General features: G+C 44.3%; 13 protein-coding genes and 3 pseudogenes. 13 read left to right on the top strand and 3 right to left on the bottom strand.

Going from position 1 to position 14,062, the window contains the following annotated elements; genetic code table 11:
- Positions 1-5 precede the first annotated feature (5 nt).
- The 7 genes and pseudogenes from DMB88_RS13410 (at position 6) to DMB88_RS13440 (ending at position 4,643) form a co-directional block, all read left to right on the top strand.
- Complete coding sequence (locus tag DMB88_RS13410; RefSeq protein WP_164848691.1) at positions 6-389, top strand: thiamine phosphate synthase; 384 nt, start codon at positions 6-8, stop codon at positions 387-389.
- Positions 390-437: 48 nt separating this feature from the next.
- Complete coding sequence (locus DMB88_RS13415) at positions 438-1,457, top strand: NAD(P)/FAD-dependent oxidoreductase (protein ID WP_128101748.1); 1,020 nt, start codon at positions 438-440, stop codon at positions 1,455-1,457.
- Positions 1,385-1,726, top strand: a complete 342-nt coding sequence (locus DMB88_RS32010) for an NAD(P)/FAD-dependent oxidoreductase (protein ID WP_368028368.1) — start codon at positions 1,385-1,387, stop codon at positions 1,724-1,726. The genes DMB88_RS13415 and DMB88_RS32010 overlap by 73 nt, the downstream gene beginning before the upstream one ends.
- Positions 1,665-1,868 (top strand): sulfur carrier protein ThiS, encoded by a 204-nt coding sequence (gene thiS, locus DMB88_RS13425; RefSeq protein WP_056690049.1) that lies wholly within the window; start codon positions 1,665-1,667, stop codon positions 1,866-1,868. Before DMB88_RS32010 ends, thiS begins: the two co-directional genes overlap by 62 nt.
- Positions 1,869-1,871: 3 nt before the next feature.
- Positions 1,872-2,638: pseudogene (locus tag DMB88_RS13430) on the top strand (thiazole synthase).
- Positions 2,635-3,684 (top strand): ThiF family adenylyltransferase, encoded by a 1,050-nt coding sequence (locus DMB88_RS13435; protein ID WP_128101750.1) that lies wholly within the window; start codon positions 2,635-2,637, stop codon positions 3,682-3,684. Before DMB88_RS13430 ends, DMB88_RS13435 begins: the two are co-directional and overlap by 4 nt.
- A gap of 320 nt (positions 3,685-4,004) precedes the next feature.
- Positions 4,005-4,643, top strand: a complete 639-nt coding sequence (locus tag DMB88_RS13440; protein ID WP_128101751.1) for a winged helix-turn-helix domain-containing protein — start codon at positions 4,005-4,007, stop codon at positions 4,641-4,643.
- Positions 4,644-4,813: 170 nt separating this feature from the next.
- Here the strand turns inward: DMB88_RS13440 and DMB88_RS13445 are convergent, their stop codons facing one another.
- Together DMB88_RS13445 and DMB88_RS13450 are read right to left on the bottom strand one after the other, a co-directional pair.
- Positions 4,814-5,314: a C40 family peptidase gene (locus DMB88_RS13445; RefSeq protein ID WP_128101752.1), complete on the bottom strand. Its 501-nt coding sequence runs from the start codon at positions 5,312-5,314 to the stop codon at positions 4,814-4,816.
- A 280-nt stretch (positions 5,315-5,594) separates the two neighbouring features.
- Positions 5,595-6,235 (bottom strand): annotated as a pseudogene (locus tag DMB88_RS13450) (thiamine diphosphokinase).
- A 371-nt stretch (positions 6,236-6,606) separates the two neighbouring features.
- On the opposite strand from DMB88_RS13450, the gene DMB88_RS13455 reads away from it, so the two are divergent.
- Together DMB88_RS13455 and DMB88_RS13460 are read left to right on the top strand one after the other, a co-directional pair.
- Complete coding sequence (locus DMB88_RS13455) at positions 6,607-7,281, top strand: trimeric intracellular cation channel family protein (protein ID WP_254438557.1); 675 nt, start codon at positions 6,607-6,609, stop codon at positions 7,279-7,281.
- A 5-nt stretch (positions 7,282-7,286) separates the two neighbouring features.
- Complete coding sequence (locus DMB88_RS13460) at positions 7,287-7,757, top strand: low molecular weight protein-tyrosine-phosphatase (RefSeq protein WP_128101753.1); 471 nt, start codon at positions 7,287-7,289, stop codon at positions 7,755-7,757.
- Between the two features lie 158 nt (positions 7,758-7,915).
- Here DMB88_RS13460 and DMB88_RS13465 read toward each other — a convergent pair.
- Positions 7,916-8,649 (bottom strand): annotated as a pseudogene (locus DMB88_RS13465) (alpha/beta hydrolase).
- Between the two features lie 256 nt (positions 8,650-8,905).
- Here DMB88_RS13465 and pdhA point away from each other — a divergent pair.
- The 4 genes from pdhA to lpdA all read left to right on the top strand — a co-directional run bounded on the left by pdhA (position 8,906) and on the right by lpdA (position 13,974).
- Positions 8,906-9,973 (top strand): pyruvate dehydrogenase (acetyl-transferring) E1 component subunit alpha, encoded by a 1,068-nt coding sequence (gene pdhA / locus DMB88_RS13470; RefSeq protein WP_128101754.1) that lies wholly within the window; start codon positions 8,906-8,908, stop codon positions 9,971-9,973.
- A 105-nt stretch (positions 9,974-10,078) separates the two neighbouring features.
- Positions 10,079-11,056: an alpha-ketoacid dehydrogenase subunit beta gene (locus DMB88_RS13475; RefSeq protein ID WP_128101755.1), complete on the top strand. Its 978-nt coding sequence runs from the start codon at positions 10,079-10,081 to the stop codon at positions 11,054-11,056.
- Positions 11,057-11,232: 176 nt separating this feature from the next.
- Positions 11,233-12,555, top strand: a complete 1,323-nt coding sequence (locus DMB88_RS13480; RefSeq protein ID WP_128101756.1) for a dihydrolipoamide acetyltransferase family protein — start codon at positions 11,233-11,235, stop codon at positions 12,553-12,555.
- Positions 12,556-12,558: 3 nt separating this feature from the next.
- Positions 12,559-13,974 carry a dihydrolipoyl dehydrogenase gene (gene lpdA / locus DMB88_RS13485; protein ID WP_036613658.1) on the top strand — a complete coding sequence of 472 codons (1,416 nt, stop codon included), beginning with the start codon at positions 12,559-12,561 and terminating at the stop codon, positions 13,972-13,974.
- Positions 13,975-14,062: the final 88 nt, after the last annotated feature.

The raw sequence follows: 14,062 nt of genomic DNA on the forward strand, positions 1-14,062 counted from the left end.
ATGAAGTGGGTCAAGGTGAAGGGTTGGCAGGTGTGCATTGGGGTCAGGAAGATTTCTCTAAAAGCGCGTTATCTATTAGTGACATTCGAAAACGGATTCGCATCGGTGTATCCGTTCATTCTGTAGCTGAAGCCAAGGCTGCTGAGCAACGGGGTGTAGACTATGTTTTTTTCGGTCATATCTATGACTCCAATAGCAAACCAGATATTCAGCCTAGAGGGCTGAAGCAGCTAGCTGAAGTGTGCACTAATGTAACTATTCCAGTAATTGCAATCGGTGGCATTGGGTTGAGCACGTTCGTGACCTTCGCAGAGCTGGAGCAAGAGGCATTGCTGTCATATCACATATCTGGGCGAGTGAGAATCCAAAGCATGCGATTCGTGTACTAAGACAGGCGATCGTAGAATCGGAAGGTTAATCTTGAGCAAGGAGATGAGATGGTGAACGATGGAGCGAGAGTTCGGAGACGAAGCATTAACCGAGATTTACGTAAAACATTGTCTCGCAGTAGAACCAATGCTGGAATCCACGGAAAGCTTCATGCAGAAACAATTGTGATTGGTGGGGGCGTGATTGGTTGTGCAATTGCTTATGAGCTTGCAGCACGAGGACAAGATGTTCTTCTGCTTGAACGTGCGCGGATTGCAGAGGGTGCATCTTGTGCAGCGGCTGGAATGATTGCAGCAGATAGTGAGCATTTTTCTTCACCTATGATGGCGAACTTGGCAACCATGAGCAGACAACTTCTGCATGAGCAGTGCGAACAACTGAGCTCCCTGAGTGGGATGCATATTGGGTTTCAACAAAATGGTTTTATTACTCCTGTGCGTTTGGAAAAAGATTTAAACAGCGATTCCACTGCTACAGCACCACGATCAATCACGTCTGAAATTTGGTGGGATGTTATCAAGGCACAACAAAAGGCTCCATGGTTAAGCAAAAATATTTATGGTGCCTACTATCGACCGCTGGAATGTGACGTTCTACCTGTTAATTTGACTCAAGCTTATGCAAAATCAGCTCAGGCACTCGGAGCACGGATTATTGAAGGCGTGCATCATGTTAATCTTCGAGTGGATGCAAACGGAGTACAAGGCGTGGAAACTTCAATTGGAACGATGACATGTCGCAATGTCATTGTTGCTAATGGTTTGCAAGGGGAAGTGTTAATGAAGCAGGCTGGGCTTCAATTGCCGACTATGCCGGTCAAAGGCGAAATTGCAGCAGTGCAGTTCTCAGATCATTCTGGACAACTTGCCCCAGACAAAACGGTATACGCAGAGGACATTTATATCGTACCTAAGGCCAATGGAGAAGTATGGATTGGTGCGACCGTTTTACAGGGGAATCTGATCTACATGTTTCAGCTGCCGGGTTACAAAAACTGCTTGAACGTGCTGCCAGCTGGGTACCTGGCATTGCAGAAGCTCAGTTTGTACGGGCATGGGCCGGAGTAAGGCCTTCAACACCCGATGGATTACCATACCTCGGCGCATGTGAGAGCATGCCTGGTTTATATGCAGCCTTTGGACATCATCGCAATGGAATCCTGTTAAGTGCTGTAACGGGTAGCCTACTAGCAGATTTTATTGGAGGTAAATCTTCAGAGGAGCTGAATGTGCAAGGTTGTCGTCCAGAACGCTTCAATAAAAGGGGATCCTGCATTGAATATTATCGTCAATGGTCAACGGATGGAGATAGAAGACCGCTTGAACCGTGTAGATAAACTGCTGCACTCATTCGATCTTCATGTGAAAACTGTCGTTGTTGAGTTGAATCGCCAGATTCTTACTCGCGAACATCATGAGACGACCCATTTAAAAGATGGGGATCGGGTCGAAATTGTACATTTTGTAGGAGGGGGCTAAGTGATGTTGAAAATTGGTGAGCATGTCTTTCAGTCTAGATTATTGTTGGGTACAGGTAAGTTTGACGATTTAGAGGTACAGTCTCAGGCCATTGAAGCCTCAGGCACAGAGGTGCTTACGTTTGCCGTGAGACGTCTTAATCTTGAGGAGCGTAACAAAAAGCACTTTCTCGATAGGGTAGATCTTGATCGCTATACCTTGCTGCCTAACACAGCGGGCGCTTCTACCGCGGAAGAGGCTGTTCGAATTGCTGAACTCGCCCGTGCTTCCGGACTTTGTGATATGATAAAAGTAGAAGTAATCGGCGATGGAATTACATTGTTACCAGACCCGATTGAAACGTATAAAGCCTGTGAGATGCTGCTACATAAGGGCTTTACGGTTCTTCCTTATATTTCTGATGATGTTATCTTAGCCAAACGACTCCAGTTACTTGGTGTACACGCTGTTATGCCTGGGGCTTCACCAATTGGATCAGGCAAGGGAATCATTAATCCATACAACCTTGAGGTTATTATTGAACAGGCAGTTGTACCTGTGGTTGTAGATGCTGGACTTCGTTCACCCAGTGATGCTGCTCGTGCGATGGAAATGGGGCAGACGCTGTGTTGTTGAATACAGCCGTGTCTGGATCCGGTTACCCTGTGGATATGGCCAAGGCCATGAGACTCGGAGTGGAGGCAGGAAGGCTGGCATATGAGGCAGGAATGATTCCGGTAAAGCGTTATGCAGCAGCGAGTAGTCCGGCGGAAGGAATGATTCATACATGATGAATGAGACGTGTTCACCTGACCAAGGAGATCGATACTCCAGACAAGAGCGTTATGCTCCCCTTGGCAAGGAAGGACAGCGCAAACTAAGTAACGGTAAAGTTTTGATCGTTGGTGCAGGTGCACTCGGCACTGGAATTGCGGAGACACTGGTACGTTCTGGTGTAGGGCATGTCACGATTGTAGATCGGGACTATGTAGAGTGGAGTAACCTGCAACGACAGCAATTATATATTGAACAGGATGCATTGGAGAGAATGCCCAAAGCGATTGCGGCACAAAAACATCTCAGAGCGATTAATTCAACTGTTACAGTTGAGGGAATCGTGATGGATGTAAGGGCAGATGAGCTAGAGACTCTGATCCCACATGTTGATCTAATTATGGATGCAACAGATAATTTTGATACCAGATTATTGATCAATGATATGTGCCAGAAATATCGTATCCCGTGGATCTATGGCGGATGTGTCGGCAGTTATGGGATTACGTATACATTTGTACCAGGTGAGACACCTTGTTTGAATTGTCTGCTAGGAGAGGTTCCGCTTGGTGGCGATACTTGTGATACTTCTGGAATTATTCCTCAGGCTGTCCAGATGGTAACAGCGAATCAGACAGCCGAAGCGCTGAAATGGTTAAGTGGTCATCCAGAGGCATTAAGACGAAAGTTATTATCCTTTGATCTATGGCGTAATGAATATATTTCGATTAACGTGGATGGTGCCAAAAAGCAGCAATGTGCTTCCTGTGGCGAAACAGCTACATATCCATATCTCTCTGCTTCGAATTTGGAGAAGACGGACGTATTATGCGGCAGAGATACAGTACAGATTCGCACTGCACGCCCAACGAAACTTGATCTAGAGCGTACAGCTGAGCGTTTACGTGGACTTAATGAAGGTCAAGTTGAGGCCAATCCCTTCCTAGTTTCGTTCACAACGGGAGCACAACGCATGGTTATTTTCCAGGACGGGCGTATTCTTGTGCATGGAACGAAAGATACGGCAGAAGCACGAACACTTGTACATCGTTACTTTGGCTAAGTGGTCAATTTACCCAAAGAACATTAAACGATATGAACTAAACATTTCAATTAATACTAAGTTTGTACCGTATGCAGCACCCAGCACGCGGTATCCTGCCTCAATACAAGGGTTGTCAGCCACAGTCCATTCCTATAGGAATGGACTTCTTGGTTATGCGGCATGATAAACAAATAACGAAATGCTGTTCTGCATCTTGTGTTTATTTGTGATTAACTTTTGAGTGTGCAGAAATAACATGGCGAAGTTTGAGATAAGCCGGGTGAATACTACATGCAAATATCCATCCTTCTGGTGGGAGCACAGATCGGACTGCACCTATGAAAGAAGTACTCCTGAATAATTCATATACCGTTGCAGAGCTTGGTTGGCAACAATTGCAGCAAGAGCAAGATACCCAACTGGATTCAATCCGTATGATCATTCTCTTGCGCGATGCGGATTCTGGGAAAGAACTATTGGAAGGCATTGAGTATCTAGCTCGAAAGAGTAAGCCTATTCCTATAGTGGTACTCACTTACCAGGCTTCGGATGAAGAAGTTGTGCGCTGGCTCGATCTTGGGGCGAATGATGTAATTGTAGAACCTGTTCACTGGAATGTCCTACTGGCACGCATTCGTAATTTGTTAAGGTTATTTGTGAGTGTTGGCCAGATGGATGAAGAGGTCATAGTAGTACATGATCTAAAAGTGAATTTGCGGTCTCGGCGGGTGAGCCGTGCAGGGGAATATTTGATGTTAACACCTAAAGAGTACGAATTGTTGGAGTATTTGGCTCGTCATGTTAATGAGGCTTGTACGCGTAGCATGATTTTAAGTGAAGTATGGGGATACGAATTTGCAATGGATACGAATGTAGTGGACGTATATATTAAACATCTTCGCGTAAAAGTGGACAAAGGCAGATCCGAGAAATTGATTCATACCGTACGTGGAATAGGTTACATGCTTCACATCTGAGTACCGTGTTCAAGTATGAGTTATGACATATGTATTCAATAAACATTAATGCCTTTTGATATCAATCGAGTAGCTAAAAGAAGCAAACATAAAGAACCGAATCCATGGATTCGGTTCTTTCAAAGTTGTTCGTAGCATTAGCAATCAAACGTACACTTTCAATCAAAGCTCTAAAGTACGCGACGAGCTTTGATGTAAGTTCTTTCCCAAGTGCCAGAGTTCAGATCTGACAGAGTCACACCCGGGGAACCGTAAGTGTGGAGAATCTGCCCATTTCCTGCATAAACGCCGACATGAGTAATGTTAGAACCAGTAGAGCGGCTGCCGCTGGAGAAGAAAACAAGGTCGCCTACACGCAGATTTGCTTTAGACACAGCTGTACCTTCTTTGGATTGCTTCACGGAAGTACGTGGCAAGTCAACGCCATATTTCTTGAAAATATACTTCATAAAAGAAGAGCAATCAAAATACTTTGTTGTTGTGGTCGAAGCGCCAAATTTATATGGAGTTCCAGTGAACTGTTTACCGTAGTTTACAATTTGCTGTCCAGTTGATACCGATGCGCTCGCTGCTTGTGCAACAGGTGCGTTAGTCATAAGTACTGCTCCAAAACCTAGTGTAGCGCACAACCCCACGGTTACGGCTTTTTGGACTAAGATGTTTGTTTTCATGTGAGTACCTCCAAAATTCGTTTTCGTTAAGTTGCTAGAGCTACTATAACAGGTTTGTAACAGCCTAGAAATTGGATAGGTACGTATAATCCCTTGTGTCGCAAAGGATTGGGATTCATTATTAAAAAACAATTAAAAATGTCAAAAAATTAATCATTGACGGATAAATACGATGGAGAAAATGAAAAAGACCCTTGTCTATCAAGGGTCTTTGCGTTGATTTCAATTCATTTATATTTGAATCATAGATTACAAAAACGTAACTATTTTAGATCCAACGTTAATCTTTACTCTGGATAATTAACAATACTCCACTATCTATAGAGACGGTTCCAGACTTATCTAACAACTTATTGCTTATCCCTAATGACATTCCCATTCGAATGGTAGCTTGATCAAGAGGGTACTGGAACCCTTCCAAGCAAATTCCTGTTACTTCAGGCGTCAAAGGTAACAAAGAGACATACTCATAACCACGATCTTCGACCACAGCTTCAGATGTCGTTAACATCATGTAATTATTTTTGTCTTGCAAAGAACAGATGATATGATGTTGCATTGCCCGAACCATGATATGTACATTTGCCAAGGTGTGATCCATACGAGTCCCTGTAGCACCTAACATTAGAATATGAGTTGGCTCGAAGTCCAGGGCTGTTTCAAAAGCCATCTCTGTATCTGTCCAGTCTTTAAGTACAGGATCTACTGTAATCATTCGTCCGCTTTTTTCGTGCACTAATTGTTGTTCTTCTTCCGATATGGAGTCAAAATCCCCAACGGCTACATGTGGCGTAACCCCATGTTCTATTAGGAATAATGCCCCGCGGTCTGCTGCAATAATGATGTCATCCTTATGAATTACCTCTAGGAACTCAGGAAATAGCTCCCACCGGTAAAAATGACAATACGTTTCATAGCCATCCTATTCATCCTTCCTTCTAATGAAGAAAGTATATCATTTTTTCATGTTACTTCGAAACTCTACCATAGATGGTGGCAACATCTCATTTGGACATCTGTCTATAGAAGCATGTGTTATATGAGAGTACTAGACAACGGACACGGGTGACAATATATTTGAAAAGCTTTGTAAAGAAATGCGGATATTTATAAGTTTTCATTACAGTAATGTGAACAGATTGAGCTTGTTTTTTATTGAATTATAGGTTGAAAGATTAAAATTCAACAAAATACACGTACATTGGACAAAATGTTGTTGCTTAATTTTAGTCCTCGCGGCTACAATGGGTAGAGCGACATGGAGATGACTTGAAAAGTGAGGTTTGAACAGGTTGGACTTACACATTTTTGACGTATTCAGTATTATAGGAACTATTGCGTTTGCGATGTCCGGTGCGTTCGTGGCGATGGAAGAGGAGTATGATATCCTCGGGGTATTGGTACTGGGTCTTGTTACAGCCTTTGGCGGCGGAATTATCCGTAATGTGTTGATCGGAGTACCAGTAACGACCTTATGGAGTCAGGGTGGACTTATTATGTTGGCGCTTGTATCAGTTGCGATTGCATTTATTCTTCCATTGCAATGGATTAGCCATTGGAAGCGCACGGAAGCACTGTTTGATGCGATCGGACTTGCGGCATTTGCGATTCAAGGCGGCTTGTACGCTGCCAAAATGGGACATCCCGTGAGTGCAGTAATCGTAGCTGCGGTGATGACTGGTATTGGTGGAGGGATTATTCGAGACTTGCTCGCAGGACGGAAGCCGCTCGTGTTACGTGACGAGATATACGCTGTGTGGGCGATGGCCGCTGGATTTACGATTGGAATGGGTTGGTTTACAAGCAACATGGGACTACTAATCTGTTTCGCAGGGGTTGTGTTTTTCCGTATGTGCTCTGTACACTATAAATGGAAACTGCCACGCCGTTCACTTGTTGCATCGGACACCATCCAACCACAGACAACACAGACTGCGTTAAGTCGTACGTTAAGCAAGGGGGATTAATTGTAATGATTCATGTTTTATTCGTTTGTCTCGGCAATATTTGCCGATCACCTATGGCTGAAGCTGTGTTGCGCCACAAAATTCAAGCGCGCGGATTAGCACAGCAGATTAAGGTTGATTCAGCAGGCACGGGAAACTGGCATGTAGGTAAACCGCCTCATGAAGGGACTCGTAAATTGTTAGATAGCGTTCAGATTTCATACGCGAATATGGCAGCAAGACAGTTCGCAAGCAATGACTTTGAGCAATTCGATTATATTGTCTGCATGGACAACTCTAATGAAGCGAACGTACGCAACGTTACAGGTGGTGCAGATGCCGATATCATCAAGTTCATGGATCTGCTTCCTCATGAAACACTTCGTGAAGTTCCTGATCCGTACCATACTGGTAACTTTGAAGAAGTGTATCAATTGGTTGATGCAGGCTGCGATGTGTTATTGGAGCGAATCACTACAGAACATGCGTTGGCTTAAGTTGTTGAACAGGCGAATGTGCGAAGTAAAGTAACGAATGATAGTAGAGCTGGGTTAAGAACAACATCCAGCTTTTTATAGAAAGTGAATGTAAGCGGTAACATTGATACATAAAACAAAAGCGGCATTTCAGCCGCCTGTTTCATTTCGATACACATTTATTTTTCTTGAAGAAAATATAGCAGTGCTTCTGGCAGTTCCTTTTGCCAAAATCCCCATTGGTGGTTTCCTTCCTTCTCCCGGTAGGAGACAATGGCACCACGTTTCTCCAATAGATCACGAGTATCTCGGTTCAATTGAACAAAGTCATAAGTTCCTGTGTCTGCTTCAAATGCCGTCTCTTGCAGACCAACAATCATCCATATGGAAAGCCAGGACAGATTTTCTTCTGCGGCATAAATCTCTTGAGAAGCTGAATAGAAGGCTCCGGACAAGCTAATAACGCGATGGAACAGATCGGGATAGAGTAGGGCAAGATGCAACGATACACTGCCACCGAGTGAGTCACCAGCTAGAACACGTTCTTGTGGTGAGCGGCGCACAGGATATTTCTCTTCTACATAGGGAATAATCTCTTCAGCGAAGCAAGCAGTATAAGCCTTAAACCGATCTCCGAAGGGAGCGTATTCCTGTGTCCTAACAGATACGTCAACCTGAACGCCAACGATAATGAAAGGTTCAGCGCCCTCGTCAAGGATAATGCGGTTCGCTGTTGTAGCGATTCGTCCAAAGTTAAAAAATTCTTCGCCGTCCTGACAATATACGACAGGATAACTAAGCAGTTCATTGTAGCCTGGGGAAGGTAAATTCGTAGAGTCCGCTTCTCTCCAAGATAACGACTTTCAATCTCTTCCTTCACAATTGTACGTTTCAAATAGCGAGAATCCGTCATAAAACGTCACCTTTCTCGGTTTTATTTTTGCATTCGACCGCGCAATACGGTAAGATTAACCTTATGCGGGTTTAGGTAAAAAACGCAAACATGTACTATGCTGTTATACCAATATTAGATCCCTGTTATACATACAATCCGAAAGAAAATATAAAAAAATTACGGATATCTTTGACGTATGCAGTGAAACAGGTGTATAATAATATTATAACAGCGGAACTTGATATTCAAATTTTTTGTTGAGGTGAAGAAAAAAATGAGCAAGGTTCCTTATGAAGTATATACGGAGGATGTAGAAGCTCTGTCCGTGCTGTCTCCTGACGGCGAAATTGTTAACAAAGACATGATGCCTAAGCTTTCCGACGATCAATTAAAAGAAATTATGTACCGCATGGTATTTACCCGTACTTGGGATGACCGTGCAGTAAACCTGGGCCGTCAAGGTCGTCTTGGTTTCTATGCTCCAGTATCTGGTCAAGAAGCTACAATGGTTGGTAGTGAATATGCACTTGAAAAAGAAGATTTTGTTGCTCCAGGCTATCGCGACATTCCGCAACTCGTGTGGCACGGACTTCCTCTTTATCAAGCGTTCTTGTACTCCCGTGGACACCAACATGGTGGACAAATTCCAGATGGCGTTAACGTATTGATGCCACAAATCATCATTGGTGCACAAATTCTGCACGCAATGGGTATCGCTATGGGTTACAAGTTGAAGAAACAAAAACAAGTAGTTATTACGTACACAGGTGATGGCGGTTCTTCTGAAGGTGACTTCTATGAAGGTCTGAACTACGCTGGTGTATACAAATTGCCAGTGATCTTCTTCGTACAAAACAATGGTTATGCCATCACAACTCCTTTTGCTAAACAAACAGCAGCTCTGTCCATCGCTCATAAAGCGGTAGCAGCAGGTATCAAAGGTGTTAAAGTTGACGGTATGGACATTTTCGCTGTTATCAAAGCTGTTCAGGAAGCTGCTGAACGTGGACGTAACGGAGAAGGCGCTACATTGATCGAAGCGGTAACTTATCGTTTCCGTCCCCACTCCCTTTCTGACGATGCTTCCAAGTATCGTACAAAAGAAGAAGAAGCTGAGTGGAGCGTTAAAGATCCAATCGCACGTTTTGCTAAGTATCTGGAGAAAAAAGGTCTTTGGACTGAAGAAGATACAGCTCGTGTGAAAGAAGAAGCAAAAGCTAAAGTAAATGAAGAGATCAAAAAAGCGGAAAAAACCGAGAAAATGACGATTTCAGGCTTGATCGACAGCATGTTCGAACAAACGCCTAAGCACTTGGAAGAGCAAAAAGCTGATTTCCAATAAGTTTTTTCCGATAAAGCATAAACATCCGGCGCCAGTTGTGGTGTCTCGGTATACATGTATGAATTCAAATGTGAACTGTCAATGTTTAAGGAGGAAATGAAGCAAATGGCACAATTGAACATGAAAGAAGCAATCCGTGATGCGCTTCGCGTTGAGTTGAAACGTGATCCTAACGTTCTGCTTTTCGGTGAAGACGTAGGTAATGTAGGCGGCGTTTTCCGTGTAACGGAAGGTCTGCAAAAAGAGTTTGGCGAAGAGCGTGTATTTGATACTCCGCTGGCTGAGTCCGCTATTGGTGGTTTGGCTGTAGGTTTGGGTATTCAAGGCTTCCGTCCGGTAGCTGAAATCCAATTCGTTGGTTTCATCTTCGAAGCACTTGACCAAATGGTAGTTCAAGCTGCTCGTATGCGTTTCCGCTCCGGTGGAAAATACAACTCTCCAATCGTATTCCGTACACCATTCGGTGGCGGTGTAAAAGCGGCAGAATTGCATACAGATTCTCTGGAAGGTTTGCTCACGCAAACTCCGGGTATTAAAGTAGTAGTTCCATCTAACCCTTACGATGCAAAAGGTCTGATGATCGCTTCCATCCGCGACAACGATCCTGTATTCTTCATGGAGCATTTGAACCTGTACCATGCTTTCCGTGCAGAAGTGCCTGAAGAAGACTATGTTGTTGAATTGGGTAAAGCAAACGTTGTTCGTGAAGGTTCCGATGTTACGATCATCACTTACGGTATGATGGTTCATACTTCTGTAAAAGCTGCAGAAGAGCTTGAAAAACAAGGAATCAAAGTAGAAGTAATCGACCTTCGTACGATCAGCCCGATCGATATCGATACAGTTATTGCTTCCGTTAAGAAAACAAATCGTGCAATTGTTGTACAAGAAGCTCAAAAGAGCGCAGGTGTTGCAGCTGAAGTCATTGCACAAATCAATGAAAAAGCAATCCTGCACTTGGAAGCACCGGTACTGCGTGTAGCAGGTCCGGATACTGTATATCCTTTTGCACAAATCGAAGATACATGGCTGCCTAACCCAGCACGTATTGTTGCTGCGGTTAACAAAGTCGTAAATTTCTAATTTAATCATCTGACATGCCGCAAGGCGCAGTATGGTGATTCACACCGCAGCGCAGGCTGCACTGTAAACAGCCATTAGCCCCTTGAGTAACAGTTATTTGCATTAGCAGTAACAGTTGTTTCTTGGAGTTAAGGGTTGTTTTCAGGATTGAGCACATAATCAAGGAGGTTTTTCAGTTGGCTAAATTTGAATATAAATTCCCTGAACTAGGCGAAGGCCTTCACGAAGGCGAAATCATCAAGATGCACATCAAAGTCGGGGACAAGGTAACTGACGACGATATCATCATGGAAGTACAGAACGATAAAGCGGTAGTTGAAGTACCTTGTCCGGTTAACGGAACAGTTACTGAAGTTTTCGCAAAAGACGGTCAAATCTGCCACGTTGGTGAAGTTGTAGCGATCATCGACGCAGAAGGCGAACTTCCTGAGCAAGACGACGCTCCTGCTGGCGATCAAGGCGAGCAAGAGAAAGATGCAGCTCAAGGCGGAGCTGACACTAGTGGTTCTTCTGCAGCAGCTTCCAGCTCGAATGCAGCTCAAGAAGGCGGCAATAACAGCGTTCCAGCAGTTCCTGCTAAAGACGTTCTGGCAACTCCAAGCGTGCGTAAATTCGCTCGCGAACAAGGTGTAGACATCGCTCAGGTTAACGGTACTGGCAACAACGGTAAAGTAACCAAAGAAGATGTTGAATCCTTCAAAAATGGTGGCGGTTCTTCCGCAGCGGCATCTTCCGAAGCTCCAGCTCAAGAAGAGAAAAAATCCGCAGCACCAGCAGCTGCAGCAGCTGATCAACGCCTTGAAGAAGAGCGCGTACCATTCAAAGGTATCCGTAAAGCGATCTCTAACGCAATGGTTAAATCAGCTTACACAGCACCTCACGTTACAATCATGGACGAAGTTGACGTAACTGAGTTGGTTGCTTTCCGTACTCGCATGAAACCAATCGCTGAGAAAAAAGGAACAAAAGTTACTTACTTGCCATTCATCGTTAAAGCATTGGTTGCGGCTTCCCGCCAATTCCCTGCTCTGAACGCAATGATCGATGAAGAAGCTAACGAAATTGTTTACAAAAAATACTACAACATCGGTATCGCTACAGATACAGACAACGGCTTGATCGTTCCTGTTATCAAAGATGCTGATCGTAAATCCATCTGGATGATCGCAGATTCTATCCGTGATCTGGCAGCTCGTGGCCGTGATGGTAAACTGAGCGCGAACGAAATGAGAGGAAGCACAATCTCCATCAGTAACATTGGTTCTGCTGGCGGTATGTTCTTCACTCCGATCATCAACTTCCCTGAAGTTGCTATCCTCGGAACTGGACGCATCAGCGAAAAAGCGGTTATCAAAAACGGCGAAGTTGTTGCAGCACCAGTAATGGCTCTTTCCTTGAGCTTCGACCACCGTATCATTGATGGCGCAACTGCACAAAACTTTATGAATTACATTAAACAGCTGCTCGCTAACCCTGAGTTGCTTGTTATGGAGGTGTAAGATATGGTAGTAGGCGATGCTTCTCTCAATATCGACACATTAGTAATTGGTGCAGGACCTGGCGGCTATGTAGCTGCCATCCGTGCTGCACAACTGGGCCAAAGCGTATTGATCGTAGATAAATCCGAGCTGGGCGGCGTATGTTTGAACCGCGGATGTATTCCATCCAAAGCTCTGATCTCTGCTGCACACCAATATGAGTCTGCACTTCACGGTGAAGCATTTGGTATCTCTGCTGAGAACGTTAAAGTGGACTTCAGCAAAACTCAAGAATTCAAAAACGGCGTTGTTAAGAAAATGACTGGCGGCGTAGCTGGTTTGCTCAAAGGCAACAAAGTTGAAGTTTTCAACGGTGAGTGCATGTTCATCAACGAAAACGAAGCTCGTGTATTTAACGATCACGAGTCACCACGTTACAAATTCAAAAATGCAATCATTGCTACAGGTTCCCGTCCAATCGAACTGAAACCTTTTCCGTTTGGCGGACGCATTTTGTCCTCAACAGAAGCATTGAACTTGCCTGAAGTACCAAAAAGCATGATCGTAATCGGTGGCGGTTATATCGGTGCTGAGCTTGGTCAAATGTACTCCAAATTCGGTGCTAAAGTAACAATCATCGAAGGTTTGGATACTGTATTGCCAGGATTCGATAAAGACATGACTAGCCTTGTAGCTAAAAACATGAAGAAAACAGGCATCGAAATCGTAACGGGTGCAAAAGCTGAAAGTGCTGAGCAAACGGATAAAGATGTAACTGTTAAATATTCTGTAAATGGTGAGTCCAAAGAAGTAACTGCAGATTACCTGCTTGTTACTGTTGGACGTCGTCCAAACACAGATGGTGAGCTTGGTCTTGATATGATCGGTGTTGACGTTGACGAGCGTGGATTCGTTAAAGTTGACCACCAAGGTCGTACTAGCATCCCGCACATCTTCGCAATTGGTGATATCGTATCTGGTCTTGCTCTGGCACACAAAGCTTCTTATGAAGGTAAAGTGGCTGCAGAAGCAATCGCAGGACAACCATCTGTAGTTGACTACAAATGTATGCCAGCTGTTGTCTTCACAGATCCAGAGTGCTCCAGCGTAGGTTACACTGAAAAAGAAGCTAAAGAAAAAGGTTACAAAGTTAAAGCAGGTAAATTCCCTTATGCGGGTAACGGCCGTGCAGTATCTTTGAACCATGCTGAAGGCTTCGTGAAAATCGTAGCTGACGAAGAGAGCGGCCTTGTATTGGGTTGCCAAATCGTTGGTCTTGAAGCTTCCAACCTGATTGCTGAGCTTGGTCTTGCAATCGAGATGGGTGCAACTTTGGAAGATCTGGCGCTTACGATCCACGCTCACCCAACTTTGGGCGAAATCGTGATGGAAGCAGCGGAATTGGTTATGGGTCACCCGATCCACATCATCTCCCGTTAAGATTCTCTAAGCTTCGGATTCGTCCGGCATTATACGTAGATCCAAGAGGTGAGTAGTGCATTAGCGCTACTCACCTTTTTTTTCTGAG

The organism is Paenibacillus sp. DCT19 (assembly GCF_003268635.1).
In the GTDB taxonomy this organism is placed as follows: domain Bacteria; phylum Bacillota; class Bacilli; order Paenibacillales; family Paenibacillaceae; genus Paenibacillus.

Excerpts from the sequence above, each read along its gene's own strand:
- DMB88_RS13415 (WP_128101748.1), top strand. The coding sequence starts at position 438 with ATGGTGAACGATGGAGCGAGAGTTCGGAGACGAAGCATTAACCGAGAT.
- DMB88_RS13435 (WP_128101750.1), top strand. The coding sequence starts at position 2,635 with ATGATGAATGAGACGTGTTCACCTGACCAAGGAGATCGATACTCCAGA.
- DMB88_RS13440 (WP_128101751.1), top strand. The coding sequence starts at position 4,005 with ATGAAAGAAGTACTCCTGAATAATTCATATACCGTTGCAGAGCTTGGT.
- DMB88_RS13445 (WP_128101752.1), bottom strand. The coding sequence starts at position 5,314 with ATGAAAACAAACATCTTAGTCCAAAAAGCCGTAACCGTGGGGTTGTGC.
- DMB88_RS13460 (WP_128101753.1), top strand. The coding sequence starts at position 7,287 with ATGATTCATGTTTTATTCGTTTGTCTCGGCAATATTTGCCGATCACCT.
- pdhA (WP_128101754.1), top strand. The coding sequence starts at position 8,906 with ATGAGCAAGGTTCCTTATGAAGTATATACGGAGGATGTAGAAGCTCTG.
- DMB88_RS13475 (WP_128101755.1), top strand. The coding sequence starts at position 10,079 with ATGGCACAATTGAACATGAAAGAAGCAATCCGTGATGCGCTTCGCGTT.
- lpdA (WP_036613658.1), top strand. The coding sequence starts at position 12,559 with ATGGTAGTAGGCGATGCTTCTCTCAATATCGACACATTAGTAATTGGT.